Genomic DNA, 14,229 nt, shown 5'->3' on the forward strand with positions numbered 1-14,229 from the left:
CCTTACAGCGCCGATGGTACTGCAGGGGGGACCCTGTGGGAGAGTAGGACGCCGCCGAACTCCTTTTATAGCTCTGGCTCTTGGGCGCACAGCCCAAGAGCCAGAGCTTTTTTGCGTTGAGGTAAGGTCAGGGAGCATCGTTGGCTCATTCCCACAGGAGGCCCCCGGGTGGAGGTTCAGGAGACTCGCGTCCAGACGGACCGTGCGCTCACCATCCCGAACATCCTCAGCATGGCCCGCCTCGTCGGCGTGCCCGTCTTCCTGTGGCTGATCCTGCGTCCTGAGTTCGGTGGGCCCAAGAGTGACGGGTGGGCCCTTCTGGTACTGGCCCTGAGCGGAGTCAGCGACTATCTGGACGGCAAGCTCGCGCGGCGCTGGAACCAGATCAGCAGCCTCGGCCGGCTCCTCGACCCCGCGGCTGACCGCCTCTACATTCTCTCGACCCTGGTCGGCCTCACCTGGCGGGAGATTCTGCCCCTCTGGTTGACCGCTGTACTTCTGGCGCGGGAGCTGGTTCTGCTGGTGATGGTTGGCATCCTCCGCCGGCAAGGCTATCCGCCGCCCCAGGTGAACTTCCTGGGTAAGGCCGCCACCTTCAACCTGATGTACGCCTTCCCCCTGCTTCTGCTCAGTGACGGAAGCGGCTGGATCTCGTCACTGGCTGCCATTTTCGGATGGGCGTTCGCCGGATGGGGTACAACGCTGTACTGGTGGGCAGGAGTCCTCTACGTGGTACAAGTCCGCCGCCTGGTCCGTGCGGACGCCATGGCCGATTGAACTCTCGGATGGTCCTGCTGCCGTAGCGGAGCGATGGCCCGTGCTGGATAAGTGAGGGACAATCCTGGCGGGGGAAGTCGGCTAGACCGTCTCTTTGAGGAGGACGCTTCCGACATGAAGGCCGTCGTGATGGCCGGAGGTGAAGGCACACGCCTTCGCCCCATGACCTCAAGCATGCCCAAGCCGCTCCTGCCGGTGGCCAACCGGCCGATCATGGAGCATGTTCTTCGGCTGCTCAAAAGGCATGGGCTCAACGAAACAGTCGTGACTGTCCAGTTCCTGGCTTCGCTCGTCAAGAACTACTTCGGTGACGGCGAAGAGCTCGGTATGGAGCTCACCTATGCCAATGAGGAGAAGCCACTCGGTACCGCCGGAAGCGTCAAGAACGCCGAGGAAGCGCTGAAGGACGATGCCTTCCTCGTCATCTCCGGCGATGCGCTGACGGATTTCGACCTCACCGATCTCATCAATTTCCACAAGGAGAAGGGTGCGCTGGTCACGGTCTGCCTGACGCGTGTGCCCAATCCGCTGGAGTTCGGGATCACCATTGTCGACGAGGAAGGCAAGGTGGAGCGCTTCCTCGAGAAGCCCACCTGGGGCCAGGTCTTCTCCGACACCGTGAACACCGGCATCTACGTGATGGAGCCCGAGGTCTTCGACTACGTCGAGCCCGATGTGCCCGTCGACTGGTCCGGTGACGTCTTCCCGCAGCTCATGAAGGAAGGCAAGCCCATCTACGGCTACATCGCCGAGGGCTACTGGGAGGACGTCGGCACGCACGAGAGCTATGTGAAGGCGCAGGCCGACGTCCTGGAGGGCAAGGTCGACGTCGACATCGACGGTTTCGAGATCTCCCCGGGCGTGTGGGTCGCCGAAGGAGCGGAGGTCCATCCGGACGCCGTTCTCCGTGGACCCGCCTATATCGGTGACTACGCCAAGGTCGAGGCCGGCTCCGAAATCCGTGAGCACACCGTCGTAGGCTCCAACGTGGTCGTCAAGAGCGGTGCGTTTCTGCACAAGGCCGTCGTCCACGACAACGTCTACGTCGGGCCCCACAGCAATCTGCGCGGCTGTGTGGTCGGTAAGAACACCGACATCATGCGTGCGGCGCGGATCGAGGACGGGGCGGTCATCGGTGATGAGTGCCTGATCGGTGAAGAATCGATCGTCCAGGGCAATGTTCGGGTCTACCCGTTCAAGACCATCGAGGCCGGCGCCTTCGTCAACACCTCGGTGATCTGGGAATCCAGGGGCCAGGCGCACCTCTTCGGTGCCCGTGGTGTCTCCGGCATCCTCAACGTGGAGATCACGCCGGAACTCGCGGTGCGTCTCGCGGGCGCGTACGCCACGACGCTGAAGAAGGGCTCGACCGTCACCACGGCCCGGGACCACTCGCGTGGTGCTCGTGCATTGAAGCGGGCGGTGATCTCCGCGCTGCAGGCCAGCGCGATCGACGTGCGGGACCTGGAGAACGTGCCGCTGCCCGTGGCCCGGCAGCAGACCGCGCGCGGCAGTGCGGGCGGCATCATGATCCGTACAACTCCTGGGGTGCCGGACTCCGTCGACATCATGTTCTTCGACGGGAACGGTGCGGACCTGTCGCAGGGTAGTCAGCGGAAGCTGGACCGGGTGTTCGCGAGGCAGGAGTACCGTCGGGCGTTCCCCGGTGAGATCGGGGATCTGCACTTCCCGGCCAGCGTCTTCGACTCGTACACCGGGTCGCTGCTGCGGAACGTCGATACGACAGGCATCTCCGAGTCGGGGCTGAAGGTCGTCGTGGACGCGTCCAACGGAAGCGCGGGACTGGTGCTGCCGAGCCTGCTCGGCAAGCTCGGGGTCGACTCGCTGACGATCAACCCCGGTCTCGACGAGTCCAGGCCGACCGAGACGGCCGACATGCGGCGGTCGGGGATGGTGCGGCTCGGGGAGATCGTGGCGTCCTCGGGAGCCGCGTTCGGTGTGCGGTTCGACCCCGTCGGTGAGCGGCTGTCGCTCGTCGACGAGAAGGGTCGGATCATCGAGGACGACCGGGCGCTGCTCGTGATGCTGGACCTCGTCGCCGCCGAGCGGCGCAGTGGACGGGTCGCGCTTCCGGTGACCACGACCCGGATCGCCGAGCAGGTGGCGGCGTACCACGGGACGCAGGTCGAGTGGACGACCACTTCTCCCGACGACCTCACGCGCGTCGGCGGCGAGGAAGGGACGATCTTCGGCGGTGACGGCAAGGGCGGTTTCATCGTCCCCGAGTTCAGCAGCGTGTACGACGCCACCGCGGCCTTCGTACGGCTCATCGGACTCGTGGCGCGGACACAGCTCACGCTCAGCCAGATCGACGCGCGCATTCCGCGGGCGCACGTCCTGAAGCGCGATCTGGCGACCCCGTGGGCCGTCAAGGGGCTCGTGATGCGGCGGGTCGTCGAGGCGGCAGGAGATCGCTTCGTGGACACCACGGACGGTGTGCGGGTGGTGGAGACCGACGGCCGCTGGGTGATGGTGCTGCCCGACCCGGCCGAGGCCGTCACCCACCTGTGGGCCGAAGGGCCGGACGACGCCTCCGCGCAGGCCCTGCTGGACGAATGGTCGGCGGTCGTGGACAGCGCCGGCCGGTAGAACGGGCTGCACGCGTGCGTGCCGGACAAGTGTCCCCAACGGGGCCTGTCCGGCACGCCGGTGGGGCCGTTCGGAGGTAGTGCTCGCGACGTGCGACGATGTGCGGCATGCCGCAGCAACCCCCCATTCGGAGCACACCCACGCGGCCCCGGCGCCCGGATGCGTCCATGTCGTTGCTCACCAACGTCATGGACCACAGCCTCGACGACGGATATGCCGAGGCCGCCGAGCGCAAGAAGGCCGCGGGCGACAGCGGCATGCCGAAGACGCTCAGGGCGAAGCTGGGGCTTGCCGCCGGACTGGTGCTCGCGGCCCTGGTCGTGACCGTCGGAGCGGCGCAGGCGCGGGTTGCCGCCCCGGTCGTGGCCAAGGAGCGGGAAGAGCTGGTCGACCGCATCGACCGGGAGACCGAGGCGGCGGACAAGCTGGAGGACTCCGTCGACGAGCTGCGCGGGGACGTGAGCGCACGGCAGCGCGAGGCACTGAAGCACAGCGGTGGCAGCGCGGACTCCGATCTTGCGGGCCTCCTGTCCGGCGCGGTCGCGGTGCACGGCCCCGGTGTGAAGCTCGTGGTGAACGACGCCAAGGAAGCCGCCTCGGGCGGCGACGGCGACCCGCGTGAGACCTCCGGTTTCTCCGACACCGGCCGGGTGCGTGACCGGGACATGCAACGCGTCGTCAACGGGCTGTGGGAGTCGGGCGCCGAGGCCGTCTCGATCAACGGGCAGCGGCTGACGGCGCTGTCCGCGATCAGGGCCGCGGGGGACGCCATACTGGTCGACAACAAGCCGCTGGTACCGCCGTACACGGTGCTGGCGGTGGGGGACGGGCAGCGGCTGAGCACACGGTTCCAGAACAGCGCGGACGGGTTGTACCTGAACGCGCTGCAGGAGAGCTACGGCATCAGGACAGGCATCTCCGTGGAGGACGACCTCCGGCTGCCTGCCGCACCGAGTGTGACCGTACGTACAGCACAGCCGAGCATTGAGAAGAGCGAGAAGGGCACATCGTGATCGCCGTACTGGGCCTCGTCGTGGGAGTCGTGGCCGGCCTGTTGGTCCGGCCTGAGGTTCCGGCGGTGGTCGAGCCTTATCTGCCGATCGCCGTCGTGGCGGCGCTCGACGCCGTCTTCGGCGGTCTGCGGGCCATGCTCGACGGCATCTTCGACGACAAGGTCTTCGTGGTGTCGTTCCTGTCGAACGTGGTGGTGGCCGCGCTGATCGTGTTCCTGGGCGACAAGCTGGGCGTGGGCGCCCAGCTGTCCACCGGTGTGGTGGTCGTCCTCGGCATCCGGATCTTCTCCAACGCCGCGGCGATCCGCCGGCACGTGTTCCGGGCGTGAGGCCGATGAGCGATCACGACGAGAAGCCGGACAAGCCCGCCGAGGAGCGCGGCGACGCGCGCGACGACAGCGCCGGGCCCGGGAACGGGCTGCGCAAGGAGCTGCCCCAGGAGGTGCCCGCGGCTGCGCCCGCCGCCGAGGAGACTCCCGAGGAGCCGGAGCGCCGGCAGGCAGCGGAACCACAGCAGGCGCCGGAACCGAAGCCGGAGCCCGAGCCGCGGCTGACCGGGCGGCAGCGGCTGGTGCAGGGGGTGTGGCCGCCGCGTGTCACCCGGGCACAACTCATCGTCGCGGTGCTGCTCTTCGGTCTCGGATTCGGGCTGGCCGTGCAGGTGGCCTCGAACAGCGACAGCGACAGTGCCCTGCGTGGCGCACGTCAGGAAGATCTTGTCCGCATCCTCGATGAACTGGATGACCGTACTCAACGTCTTGAGGACGAGAAGCAAGGTCTCGAGAAGCAGCGCGACGAGCTGGAGAACAGCTCTGACCAGGCCGAGGAGGCCCGGAAGCAGACGATCGAGAAGGAGAGGCAACTCGGCATCCTCGCGGGCACGGTGGCCGCGCAGGGGCCCGGCATCACCATGACGATCCAGGACACGAAGGGGACGGTCGAGGCGGACATGCTGCTCGACGCGATCCAGGAGCTGCGCGCGGCGGGTGCGGAGGCGATCCAGGTCAACGGCGTACGGGTCGTCGCGAGCACGTATCTCACGGACTCGGGCAAGGGTGTGGGCGTCGACGGGAACAAGATCAACGCGCCCTATCGTTTCAAGGTCATCGGCAAGTCGCAGGACCTCGAGCCGGCGCTCAACATCCCCGGAGGTGTGGTGCAGACTCTCGAGAAGGAACAGGCCACCGTCACGATCGAGCGGTCCACCGACATCGTCGTGGACGCCTTGCGAGCAGCGAAGCGGCCTGACTACGCTCGGTCGTCCTCGCAGTGAACCGGGGGTGCATGGGCGGCGTTCGGCGAGGGCATGAGGTTGCGGGGGGTCGGCGCACCGAATGGGCGGTGCGTGGTGGAAACTGTCTGGTGCAGACGGACGTTGTCAGGATGTCCGGGTCGGCCAGAGTGTTCAGTCAGGGTTCGTCCTGCCCCACGGGCGGGTCTGTTTCGGTCAAGGGGAATCGCCCGTGAAGTTGTTTGCGAAGTTGTTCGGCAAGAGCGCGCGAGAAGGCAGCGACAATGCGACCGCTCGCCATCGCGCACAGCCTGACGCGGAGGGCCAGCGGCCGCTGTTCCGGGACCAGGTCGGCGGCCCGGGCGGCGATGTTTCCGGTGGTCAGGGCGCGCCGTCGGTTGACCCTGCGCAGCCCGGCGGCATAGGTTTCGGGCAACCGTCAACCTCAAGTGCGGGTGGAGGGTTTTCCGACCCGTATGCGTCCAACGCCCCCGGTGGGCAGCCGCGGCAGGAGGATCCGATGTCGGCCCTGGTGTGTACGAGGTGCGGTAACCGCAACGCGGAGAACAGCCGTTTCTGCTCCAACTGCGGCGCGCCGCTGAGGGCGGGGGCGACGCCGGAGCGTCCGTCCGAGACGACCTCCACGATCTCCATCTCCGGTCTCGAGGCCTACGACAGCGAGACCACCGGTCAGACGCCGATGCCGACCCTGTCGCCCGAGGCTCAGGCCGCCGTCGACGCGCTGCCGCTGGGCTCCGCGCTCCTGGTGGTGCGCCGCGGGCCGAACTCGGGCAGCCGTTTCCTGCTGGACGGCGACCTGACCACGGCCGGCCGGCACCCGCAGAGCGACATCTTCCTGGACGACGTGACGGTGTCCCGGCGGCACGTGGAGTTCCGCCGTGGTCAGGACGGTTCGTTCACGGTGGCCGACGTGGGCAGCCTGAACGGCACGTATGTGAACCGGGAGCGGATCGACCAGGTCGCCCTGAACAACGGCGACGAGGTGCAGATCGGCAAGTACCGGCTGGTCTTCTACGCCAGCCAGCGGGGCTACTGACCGGGCTCGGTCCGGACAGGCCTCGGCGAAGGTCCATCCGTCAGGGAAGGTCCATGCTTCAAACACCGAGCGGCGGTGCCGGACACGGCACCGCCGCCACGGACAGTGGGCTGCTGAGCATCGGCGCGGTGCTGAACGCGCTGCGCGACGAGTTTCCCGAAGTGACCATCTCCAAGATCCGCTTCCTGGAGTCGGAAGGGCTCATCGAGCCGCAGCGGACCCCGTCGGGGTACCGCAAGTTCAGCGCCCATGACGTCGACCGCCTCGGCCACGTCCTGAGGATGCAGCGGGACCACTATCTGCCCCTGAAGGTGATCCGGGAGCACCTGGAGGCCATGGAGCGCGGTGAGGCCGTGCCGCTGCCGGTCGTGGGGCGTCAGCGGGACGGTGCGTCCGCCTCCGAGCCGCCCGAGGGGCCCACAGCGGCCAGGATCGGGCGGGATGAGCTGCTCGCCGCCGTCGGCGTCGACGAGCAGGAGCTCAAGGAGTGGGAGTCCTACGGCCTCCTCACTCCACTGGAGGACGGAGCGTACGACGCCGAGGCGGTCACCGTCGCCCTGCTCGTCGTCGAACTCGGGCGGTTCGGGATCGAGCCGCGGCACCTGCGGGCCATGAAGGCCGCCGCGGAGCGGGAGGCCGGTCTCGTGGACCAGGTGGTGGCCCCGCTCAGGCGGCACCGCAACCCGCAGACCAGGGCCCATGCAGAGGCCCGTACCAAGGAGCTGGCGGGGCTCACGGTGAAGCTGCACGCCGCTCTGGTGCAGACGGCGCTCGGGGTACGACTGCCCTGAGGCGGGGCCGGCTGCCGGGGGCCGGATCAGGCGCCCTATCCCGGCCCGACTACCCAAACGTCCCGAGCACGGCCTAGGGTTGCTGTGTGAACGAGCTCGATGTCGTAGGTGTCCGGGTCGAAATGCCCTCCAACCAACCGATCGTGCTGCTGCGTGAAGTGGGAGGCGACCGTTACCTCCCCATCTGGATCGGACCGGGGGAGGCGACGGCGATCGCCTTCGCCCAGCAGGGGATGGCTCCCGCGCGGCCGCTGACACACGACCTGTTCAAGGACGTGCTGGAAGCCGTCGGCCAGGAGCTCACGGAAGTGCGCATCACGGACCTGCGTGAGGGCGTCTTCTACGCGGAACTCGTCTTCGCCAGCGGTGTCGAGGTGAGCGCCCGTCCGTCCGACGCCATAGCGCTCGCGCTGCGCACCGGGACGCCGATCTACGGCAGTGACACGGTGCTCGACGACGCCGGTATCGCGATCCCGGACGAGCAGGAGGACGAGGTGGAGAAGTTCCGCGAGTTCCTCGACCAGATCTCTCCGGAGGACTTCGGCACCAGCAGTCAGTGAGTTGATCGAGGAGCGGCAGCGGTCGGAAGAGTCGTGTGGGCGGCCCGGCGGACGGTGTGGTCCGTGACCGGGCCGCCCGCCGTTTGTGTCATGGGTGAAATGCCCGCATGTGCCGGTGGCGCGTGAGAGCGTCATACGGTTCGTGCCGGACACATTCGGCTAGCCTTTCCCCGCGGTGGGGCACGGGAAACCACTCTCAGGGTGATTATCACTCGGCGTGGCGAGTGTGGCGATCGTTGACGCACCCCTGGTGACTGCCTACCGTCGAGAAGGCAGGTCAAGGACGGAGGTCGGCGTGAGAAGCAGCGGCGACGGTACGGCTGGGGGCGGCCCCGAGCGCAGTCTCAGGGCGAGCGGTCCGTACCCTCCCCCCGGCTCACGGCCCCTCCCGGGCGGGGGGTGCCCCCAGCCCGGTGGTGCGGCTGATCACGCTCCGCAGCGACCGACAGCGGTGCCGAGCAGCGGAGGGACGACGTCCATGGCGTCCGAGCAGATCGGCTATCGCGGTCCCACGGCCTGTGCGGCCGCCGGTATCACCTACCGGCAGTTGGACTACTGGGCCCGCACGGGGCTCGTCGAGCCGAGCGTGCGCCCCGCCTACGGGTCCGGGACGCAGCGGCTGTACAGCTTCCGGGACGTGGTCGTCCTGAAGATCGTCAAGCGGTTCCTCGACACCGGGGTGTCGCTGCAGAACATCCGCACGGCCGTCCAGCACCTCAGGGAACGCGGTTTCAGTGATCTGGAGCGCATGACGCTGATGAGCGACGGCGCGACGGTCTACGAGTGCACCTCGCCCGATGAGGTCCATGCCCTGCTCCAGGGCGGCCAGGGTGTGTTCGGGATCGCCGTGGGCGTGGTGTGGCGGGACGTCGAGAGCGCCCTGTCCCAGCTGCACGGTGAGCGCATCGACACCGGCGAGACCCTGGTGGGGCCCAACCCGGCCGACGAGCTGGCGCGCCGCCGGAACCGGGCCGTCTGATCCGTCGGGCGGCGCGGGATGTGCCGGTCGCAGGAGGAGGGACGTTTCCGCGCCCGGCCATAAGCGGTTTCCGATGGGGTGCCAGGGGGTACCTCAACGGCTTCCGGTGGGGCATTTCGGGCTGCCGCGCGGGGCGTTGTCAGTGGCGTAGGGCAGCATCGGAGTTGTGAGAACCGCGCCCACGATCCTGCATCTCGACATGGATGCCTTCTTCGCTTCGGTGGAGCAGGCGTCCAAGCCGAGTCTGCGGGGGAAGGCCGTGGTCGTGGGCGGGCTCGGGCCGCGTGGGGTGGTGGCGACCGCGTCGTACGAGGCGCGGGTCTTCGGGGTGCATTCGGCGATGCCCATGGGGCAGGCCCGGCGGCTGGCTCCCAACGCCGCGTATCTCGTGCCGCGCTTCACGCTCTACAAGTCGATCAGCGAGCGGGTGATGGAGCTGCTGCGTGCGCTGTCGCCTCTGGTGGAGCCGCTGAGTCTGGACGAGGCGTTCGTGGACCTGGAGGCCGGGGGCGTGGCCTGGGACGAGCCGTCGGCGCGGCTGGCCGGGGTCAAGCTGCGCGCGGACATACGGGCCGTCACGGGGCTCACGGGGTCGGTGGGACTCGCCGCCTCCAAGATGCTCGCGAAGATCGCCTCGGAGGAGGCCAAGCCCGACGGGCTGGTGGTGATCGAGCCGGGGACCGAGCGGGCGATGCTCGGGCCGATGTCGGTGCGGACGCTGCCCGGGGTGGGGCCGGCGACGGGGGACCATCTGAGACGGGCCGGGATCACCACGGTCGAGGAGATCGTCGAGGCGGGCGAGGACGAACTGGTCCGGCTGCTGGGGAAGGCGCACGGGCACGGTCTGTACGCCATGGCCCTGGCGCGCGACGACCGGCCGGTGGTGGCGGAACGCGAGACGAAATCGGTGTCGGTCGAGGACACCTACGACGTGGACATCCATGACCGGACGCGGGTCGGGCTGGAGGTGCAGCGGCTCGCCGAGCGCTGTGTGCGCAGACTGCGCGGGGCCGGGCTGTCGGGGCGGACGATCGTGCTGAAGGTGCGGCGGTACGACTTCTCGACGCTCACCCGGTCCGAGACGCTGCGCGGGCCCACGGACGATCCCGCGGTGATCCGTGAGGCGGCGGCCAGGCTGCTGGACTCGGTCGATACGACCGGTGGGGTGCGGCTCCTCGGGGTCGGGGTCAGCGGCCTCGCCGACTACACGCAGGAGGACCTGTTCGCCCAGGCGGCGGGGGAGCGGGCCGTGGCGGAGGGTCCGGTCGAGGAGCACGCCGTGGCGGCGGCCGAGGAGCAGCCGTCGCTCGCCGAGCGGCGGTGGCCCGCCGGGCACGACGTGCGGCATGCCGAGTTCGGTCACGGATGGGTGCAGGGCAGCGGCCTCGGGCGGGTCACCGTACGGTTCGAGACGCCCGACTCGGAGCCCGGGCGGGTGCGGACGTTCCGGGTCGACGATCCGGACCTGGAGGCGGCGGATCCGTTGCCGTTGGTGTTACGAGGGCCGGATGGGGGAGGCGGCGTGCCCGGGGCGGCGTCTCAGGCCGTCTCGTCGGTGCCCGCGAGCTTGCCGAAGTCGCGGTCCGGCAGCGGGGGCGGGGCGGCGACGTCGAGACCGTAGTGGTGGTAGAGCTGCAGTTCCTGCTCGGGGGAGAGGTGGCGGCCGACGCCGAAGTCGGGGGCGTCCTTGATCAGGGCGCGTTCGAAGGGGACGTGGAGGGCGCCCTCGATCAGCTCGCTGGGCTCCAGGGGGACGAAGGCGTCCCTGCTGAACAGGCCGGTCCGTATGGCCGCCCACTCCGGTTCGCCGGTGGCGTCGTCGAGGTAGACCTCGTCGATCGTGCCGATCCTGGTCCCGTTGCGGTCGAACGCCTTGCGGCCGATCAGGTTGCGCGGATCGATATCGGTTCGCACGGGCCCTCCACATGGTCGCACCTCATCCGTAAACACTACAAAACGGTACAAGTGGGGATGCGGCCACTCGAAGGTTCGTGCGTTGACCTCGCTGGTACGCTGGCAGCGGCTGTTGACCCCGCGCGGGAGAGTCCTCCAGACATCATCGGAGGCGCCGAAGGAGCAAATCCTCCCCGGAATCTCTCAGGCTCACGTACCGCACGGACGAGGTCACTCTGGAAAGCAGAGCGGGTGTCGACGGATTCCGCTCTCACCGACGGTGAAAGCCGGAGGCCTTCGGGCGATCCGGTGAAGCTCTCAGGTTGAGATGACAGAGGGGGAGGCCGTCCGGGTACCCGTGCCGTGGTGCCCCTCGCAGGTCGTGTCGACCAGGAGGCCTCCGTAATGACCGCCCACCGCATTCCGCTCTCCGAGCTCGAAGAGGCAGTCCCCTTCGAGCAGCGCCACATCGGCCCCGACCACGAGGCCTGCGCCAAGATGCTCGCCCAGGTCGGCTACGGCTCGCTGGACGAGCTCACCGCCGCCGCGGTTCCGGCCGTGATCAAGAGCGCCGAGGCACTGGACCTCCCGGGCGCCCGCAGCGAGGCCGAGGTGATCGCCGAGCTGCGCTCCCTCGCCGACCGCAACCAGGTCCTCGGCTCGATGATCGGCCTCGGTTACCACGGCACGTTCACGCCGCCGGTCATCATGCGCAACGTCATGGAGAACCCGTCCTGGTACACGGCCTACACGCCGTACCAGCCGGAGATCTCGCAGGGCCGGCTCGAGGCGCTGCTCAACTTCCAGACGACGGTCGCCGACCTGACCGGACTGCCGACCTCGGGCGCCTCCCTGCTCGACGAGGGCACCGCGGCCGCCGAGGCCATGGCGCTGTCGCGGCGCCTGGGCAAGAACAAGAAGGGCCTGTTCCTGGTCGACGCGGACACCCTGCCGCAGACCATCGCCGTGATCCAGACCCGTGCCGAGCCGACCGGCGTCGAGATCGTCGTCGCCGACCTCAGCGAGGGCATCCCCGCCGAGATCGCCGAGCGCGAGATCAACGGCGTGCTGCTCCAGTACCCGGGCGCCTCCGGTGTCGTGCGGGACATCAAGCCGGTCATCGACCGGGCGCACGAGCTCGGGGCGCTCGTCACCGTCGCCGCCGATCTGCTGGCGCTGACGCTGCTGAAGTCGCCCGGTGAGCTCGGCGCGGACATCGCCGTCGGCACGACGCAGCGCTTCGGCGTCCCCATGGGCTTCGGCGGACCGCACGCCGGCTACATGGCGGTCCAGGACAAGATGGCGCGCAGCCTGCCCGGGCGACTCGTCGGCGTGTCCGTCGACGCCGACGGCAACAAGGCCTACCGGCTGGCGCTGCAGACGCGTGAGCAGCACATCCGCCGTGAGAAGGCGACCAGCAACATCTGCACCGCGCAGGTGCTGCTGGCCGTCATGGCCGGCATGTACGCCGTCTACCACGGCCCGGAGGGCCTGAAGGGCATCGCGCGGCGCACCCACCGGTACGCCACGGTCCTGGCCGCCGGGCTCGAGGGCGGTGGCGTCGAGGTCGTGCACGGGGCGTACTTCGACACCCTGACCGTGCGGGTCGAGGGCCGGGCCGCCGAGGTCGTGGCCGCTGCCCGGGACAACGGGGTCAACCTGCGGCACGTCGACGCCGACCACGTCTCGATCGCCTGCGACGAGACCACCACGCGCGCCCAGCTGCGCGCCGTGTGGGCCGCCTTCGGCGTCGAAGGGGTCGTCGAGGCGCTGGACGCGGCCACCGAGGACGGGCTCCCGGCCGCGCTGCTGCGGACCGACGACTACCTGACACACCCCGTCTTCCACCAGCACCGCTCCGAGACCGCCATGCTGCGCTACCTGCGCAAGCTGGCCGACCGCGACTACGCGCTCGACCGGGGCATGATCCCGCTGGGCTCCTGCACCATGAAGCTCAACGCGACCACCGAGATGGAGCCGGTCACCTGGCCCGAGTTCGGGCAGCTGCACCCCTTCGCGCCCGCCGAGCAGGCCGGGGGCTACCTCACCCTCATCCACGAGCTGGAGGACCGGCTCGCCGAGGTCACCGGCTACGACAAGGTCTCCCTCCAGCCGAACGCCGGGTCGCAGGGCGAGCTGGCCGGTCTGCTCGCCGTCCGCGGGTACCACCGGGCCAACGGGGACGAGCAGCGCACCGTCTGCCTGATCCCGTCGTCCGCGCACGGCACCAACGCCGCCAGCGCCGTGATGGCCGGCATGAAGGTCGTCGTCGTGAAGACCGCCGAGGACGGCGAGATCGACGTCGAGGACCTGCGGGCCAAGATCGAGCAGTACCGCGACCAGCTGGCCGTGCTCATGATCACGTACCCGTCCACGCACGGTGTGTTCGAGGAGCACGTCGCCGACATCTGCGCGCAGGTGCACGAGGCGGGCGGGCAGGTCTACGTCGACGGGGCCAACCTCAACGCGCTCGTCGGGCTCGCCAAGCCGGGGCACTTCGGCGGCGACGTCTCGCACCTGAACCTGCACAAGACCTTCTGCATCCCGCACGGCGGCGGCGGTCCCGGCGTCGGCCCGGTCGCGGTGCGCGAGCACCTCGCGCCCTACCTGCCGAACCACCCGCTGCAGCCCGAGGCCGGCCCGAAGACGGGCGTCGGGCCCATCTCGGCGGCCCCGTGGGGCTCCGCCGGTATCCTGCCCATCTCGTGGGCGTACGTCCGGCTCATGGGCGGCGAGGGGCTGAAGCGGGCCACGCAGGTGGCCGTGCTCAGCGCCAACTACATCGCCAAGCGGCTGGAGCCGCACTACCCGGTGCTCTACACCGGCCCCGGCGGTCTCGTCGCCCACGAGTGCATCATCGACCTGCGGCCGCTGACCAAGGCGACCGGCGTGAGCGTCGACGACGTCGCCAAGCGGCTGATCGACTACGGCTTCCACGCGCCGACCATGTCGTTCCCGGTCGCCGGGACGCTGATGATCGAGCCGACCGAGTCGGAGGACCTGGCGGAGCTGGACCGCTTCTGCGAGGCGATGATCGCCATCCGCGCGGAGATCGAGAAGGTCGGCTCCGGCGAGTGGCCCGCGGAGGACAACCCGCTGCGCGGCGCCCCGCACACCGCCGGCGCGCTCGCCGGGGAGTGGGAGCACGCCTACAGCCGTGAGGAGGCCGTCTTCCCGGCCGGGGTGTCGACCGCCGACAAGTACTGGCCGCCGGTGCGCCGCATCGACCAGGCCTACGGCGACCGGAACCTCGTCTGCTCCTGCCCGCCGCTGGACGCGTACGAGGACTGACGACCGGCCGACCGGTCACAGGGAGGG

Annotated in this window: 12 protein-coding genes and 1 riboswitch; of the genes, 11 read left to right on the top strand and 1 reads right to left on the bottom strand. The window is 69.2% G+C overall.

Features of this window, described 5'->3' with window-relative positions; all coding sequences use genetic code 11:
* The first annotated feature begins 168 nt into the window (after positions 1–168).
* The 10 genes from clsA (at position 169) to IE153_RS34900 (ending at position 10,639) form a co-directional block, all read left to right on the top strand.
* A complete protein-coding gene (clsA, locus tag IE153_RS34855) occupies positions 169–777 on the top strand; it encodes a cardiolipin synthase ClsA (protein ID WP_189593716.1) in 609 nt (202 codons plus the stop codon).
* A gap of 114 nt (positions 778–891) precedes the next feature.
* A complete protein-coding gene (locus IE153_RS34860; RefSeq protein WP_189593717.1) occupies positions 892–3,387 on the top strand; it encodes a mannose-1-phosphate guanyltransferase in 2,496 nt (831 codons plus the stop codon).
* 98 nt (positions 3,388–3,485) lie between these two features.
* Entirely contained in the window at positions 3,486–4,400 is a 915-nt protein-coding gene (locus tag IE153_RS34865) for a DUF881 domain-containing protein (RefSeq protein ID WP_107057743.1), read from the top strand.
* Entirely contained in the window at positions 4,397–4,729 is a 333-nt protein-coding gene (locus IE153_RS34870) for a small basic family protein (RefSeq protein ID WP_003988855.1), read from the top strand. The genes IE153_RS34865 and IE153_RS34870 overlap by 4 nt, the downstream gene beginning before the upstream one ends.
* A gap of 5 nt (positions 4,730–4,734) precedes the next feature.
* Positions 4,735–5,673 carry a DUF881 domain-containing protein gene (locus IE153_RS34875; protein WP_189593718.1) on the top strand — a complete coding sequence of 313 codons (939 nt, stop codon included), beginning with the start codon at positions 4,735–4,737 and terminating at the stop codon, positions 5,671–5,673.
* A gap of 61 nt (positions 5,674–5,734) precedes the next feature.
* Complete coding sequence (locus IE153_RS34880; RefSeq protein WP_102909885.1) at positions 5,735–6,688, top strand: zinc-ribbon and FHA domain-containing protein; 954 nt, start codon at positions 5,735–5,737, stop codon at positions 6,686–6,688.
* Between the two features lie 53 nt (positions 6,689–6,741).
* Positions 6,742–7,479 carry a transcriptional regulator FtsR gene (gene ftsR, locus IE153_RS34885; protein WP_189593719.1) on the top strand — a complete coding sequence of 246 codons (738 nt, stop codon included), beginning with the start codon at positions 6,742–6,744 and terminating at the stop codon, positions 7,477–7,479.
* Between the two features lie 86 nt (positions 7,480–7,565).
* Positions 7,566–8,039, top strand: a complete 474-nt coding sequence (locus tag IE153_RS34890; protein WP_026253112.1) for a bifunctional nuclease family protein — start codon at positions 7,566–7,568, stop codon at positions 8,037–8,039.
* A gap of 295 nt (positions 8,040–8,334) precedes the next feature.
* On the top strand, positions 8,335–9,018 hold the full coding sequence (locus IE153_RS34895) for a MerR family transcriptional regulator (protein WP_142165133.1): 684 nt from the start codon (positions 8,335–8,337) through the stop codon (positions 9,016–9,018).
* A gap of 166 nt (positions 9,019–9,184) precedes the next feature.
* Entirely contained in the window at positions 9,185–10,639 is a 1,455-nt protein-coding gene (locus IE153_RS34900) for a DNA polymerase IV (RefSeq protein ID WP_189593720.1), read from the top strand.
* On the opposite strand, the gene IE153_RS34905 is transcribed toward IE153_RS34900, so the two are convergent.
* Positions 10,558–10,932 carry a PRC-barrel domain-containing protein gene (locus IE153_RS34905; protein ID WP_189593721.1) on the bottom strand — a complete coding sequence of 125 codons (375 nt, stop codon included), beginning with the start codon at positions 10,930–10,932 and terminating at the stop codon, positions 10,558–10,560. The genes IE153_RS34900 and IE153_RS34905 overlap by 82 nt on opposite strands.
* Positions 10,933–11,045: 113 nt before the next feature.
* Positions 11,046–11,141: riboswitch (glycine riboswitch) on the top strand.
* Between the two features lie 175 nt (positions 11,142–11,316).
* On the opposite strand from IE153_RS34905, the gene gcvP reads away from it, so the two are divergent.
* Positions 11,317–14,202 (top strand): aminomethyl-transferring glycine dehydrogenase, encoded by a 2,886-nt coding sequence (gene gcvP / locus IE153_RS34910; RefSeq protein WP_189593722.1) that lies wholly within the window; start codon positions 11,317–11,319, stop codon positions 14,200–14,202.
* Positions 14,203–14,229 lie beyond the last annotated feature (27 nt).

The sequence above is a fragment of the Streptomyces massasporeus genome (assembly GCF_014648995.1).
Lineage (GTDB): Bacteria > Actinomycetota > Actinomycetes > Streptomycetales > Streptomycetaceae > Streptomyces > Streptomyces massasporeus.

What these genes read in the sequence shown, in the direction of transcription:
- IE153_RS34860 (WP_189593717.1), top strand. Translation starts at nt 892, where the DNA reads ATGAAGGCCGTCGTGATGGCCGGAGGTGAAGGCACACGCCTTCGCCCC.
- IE153_RS34865 (WP_107057743.1), top strand. Translation starts at nt 3,486, where the DNA reads ATGTGCGGCATGCCGCAGCAACCCCCCATTCGGAGCACACCCACGCGG.
- IE153_RS34875 (WP_189593718.1), top strand. Translation starts at nt 4,735, where the DNA reads ATGAGCGATCACGACGAGAAGCCGGACAAGCCCGCCGAGGAGCGCGGC.
- IE153_RS34880 (WP_102909885.1), top strand. Translation starts at nt 5,735, where the DNA reads ATGGGCGGTGCGTGGTGGAAACTGTCTGGTGCAGACGGACGTTGTCAG.
- ftsR (WP_189593719.1), top strand. Translation starts at nt 6,742, where the DNA reads ATGCTTCAAACACCGAGCGGCGGTGCCGGACACGGCACCGCCGCCACG.
- gcvP (WP_189593722.1), top strand. Translation starts at nt 11,317, where the DNA reads ATGACCGCCCACCGCATTCCGCTCTCCGAGCTCGAAGAGGCAGTCCCC.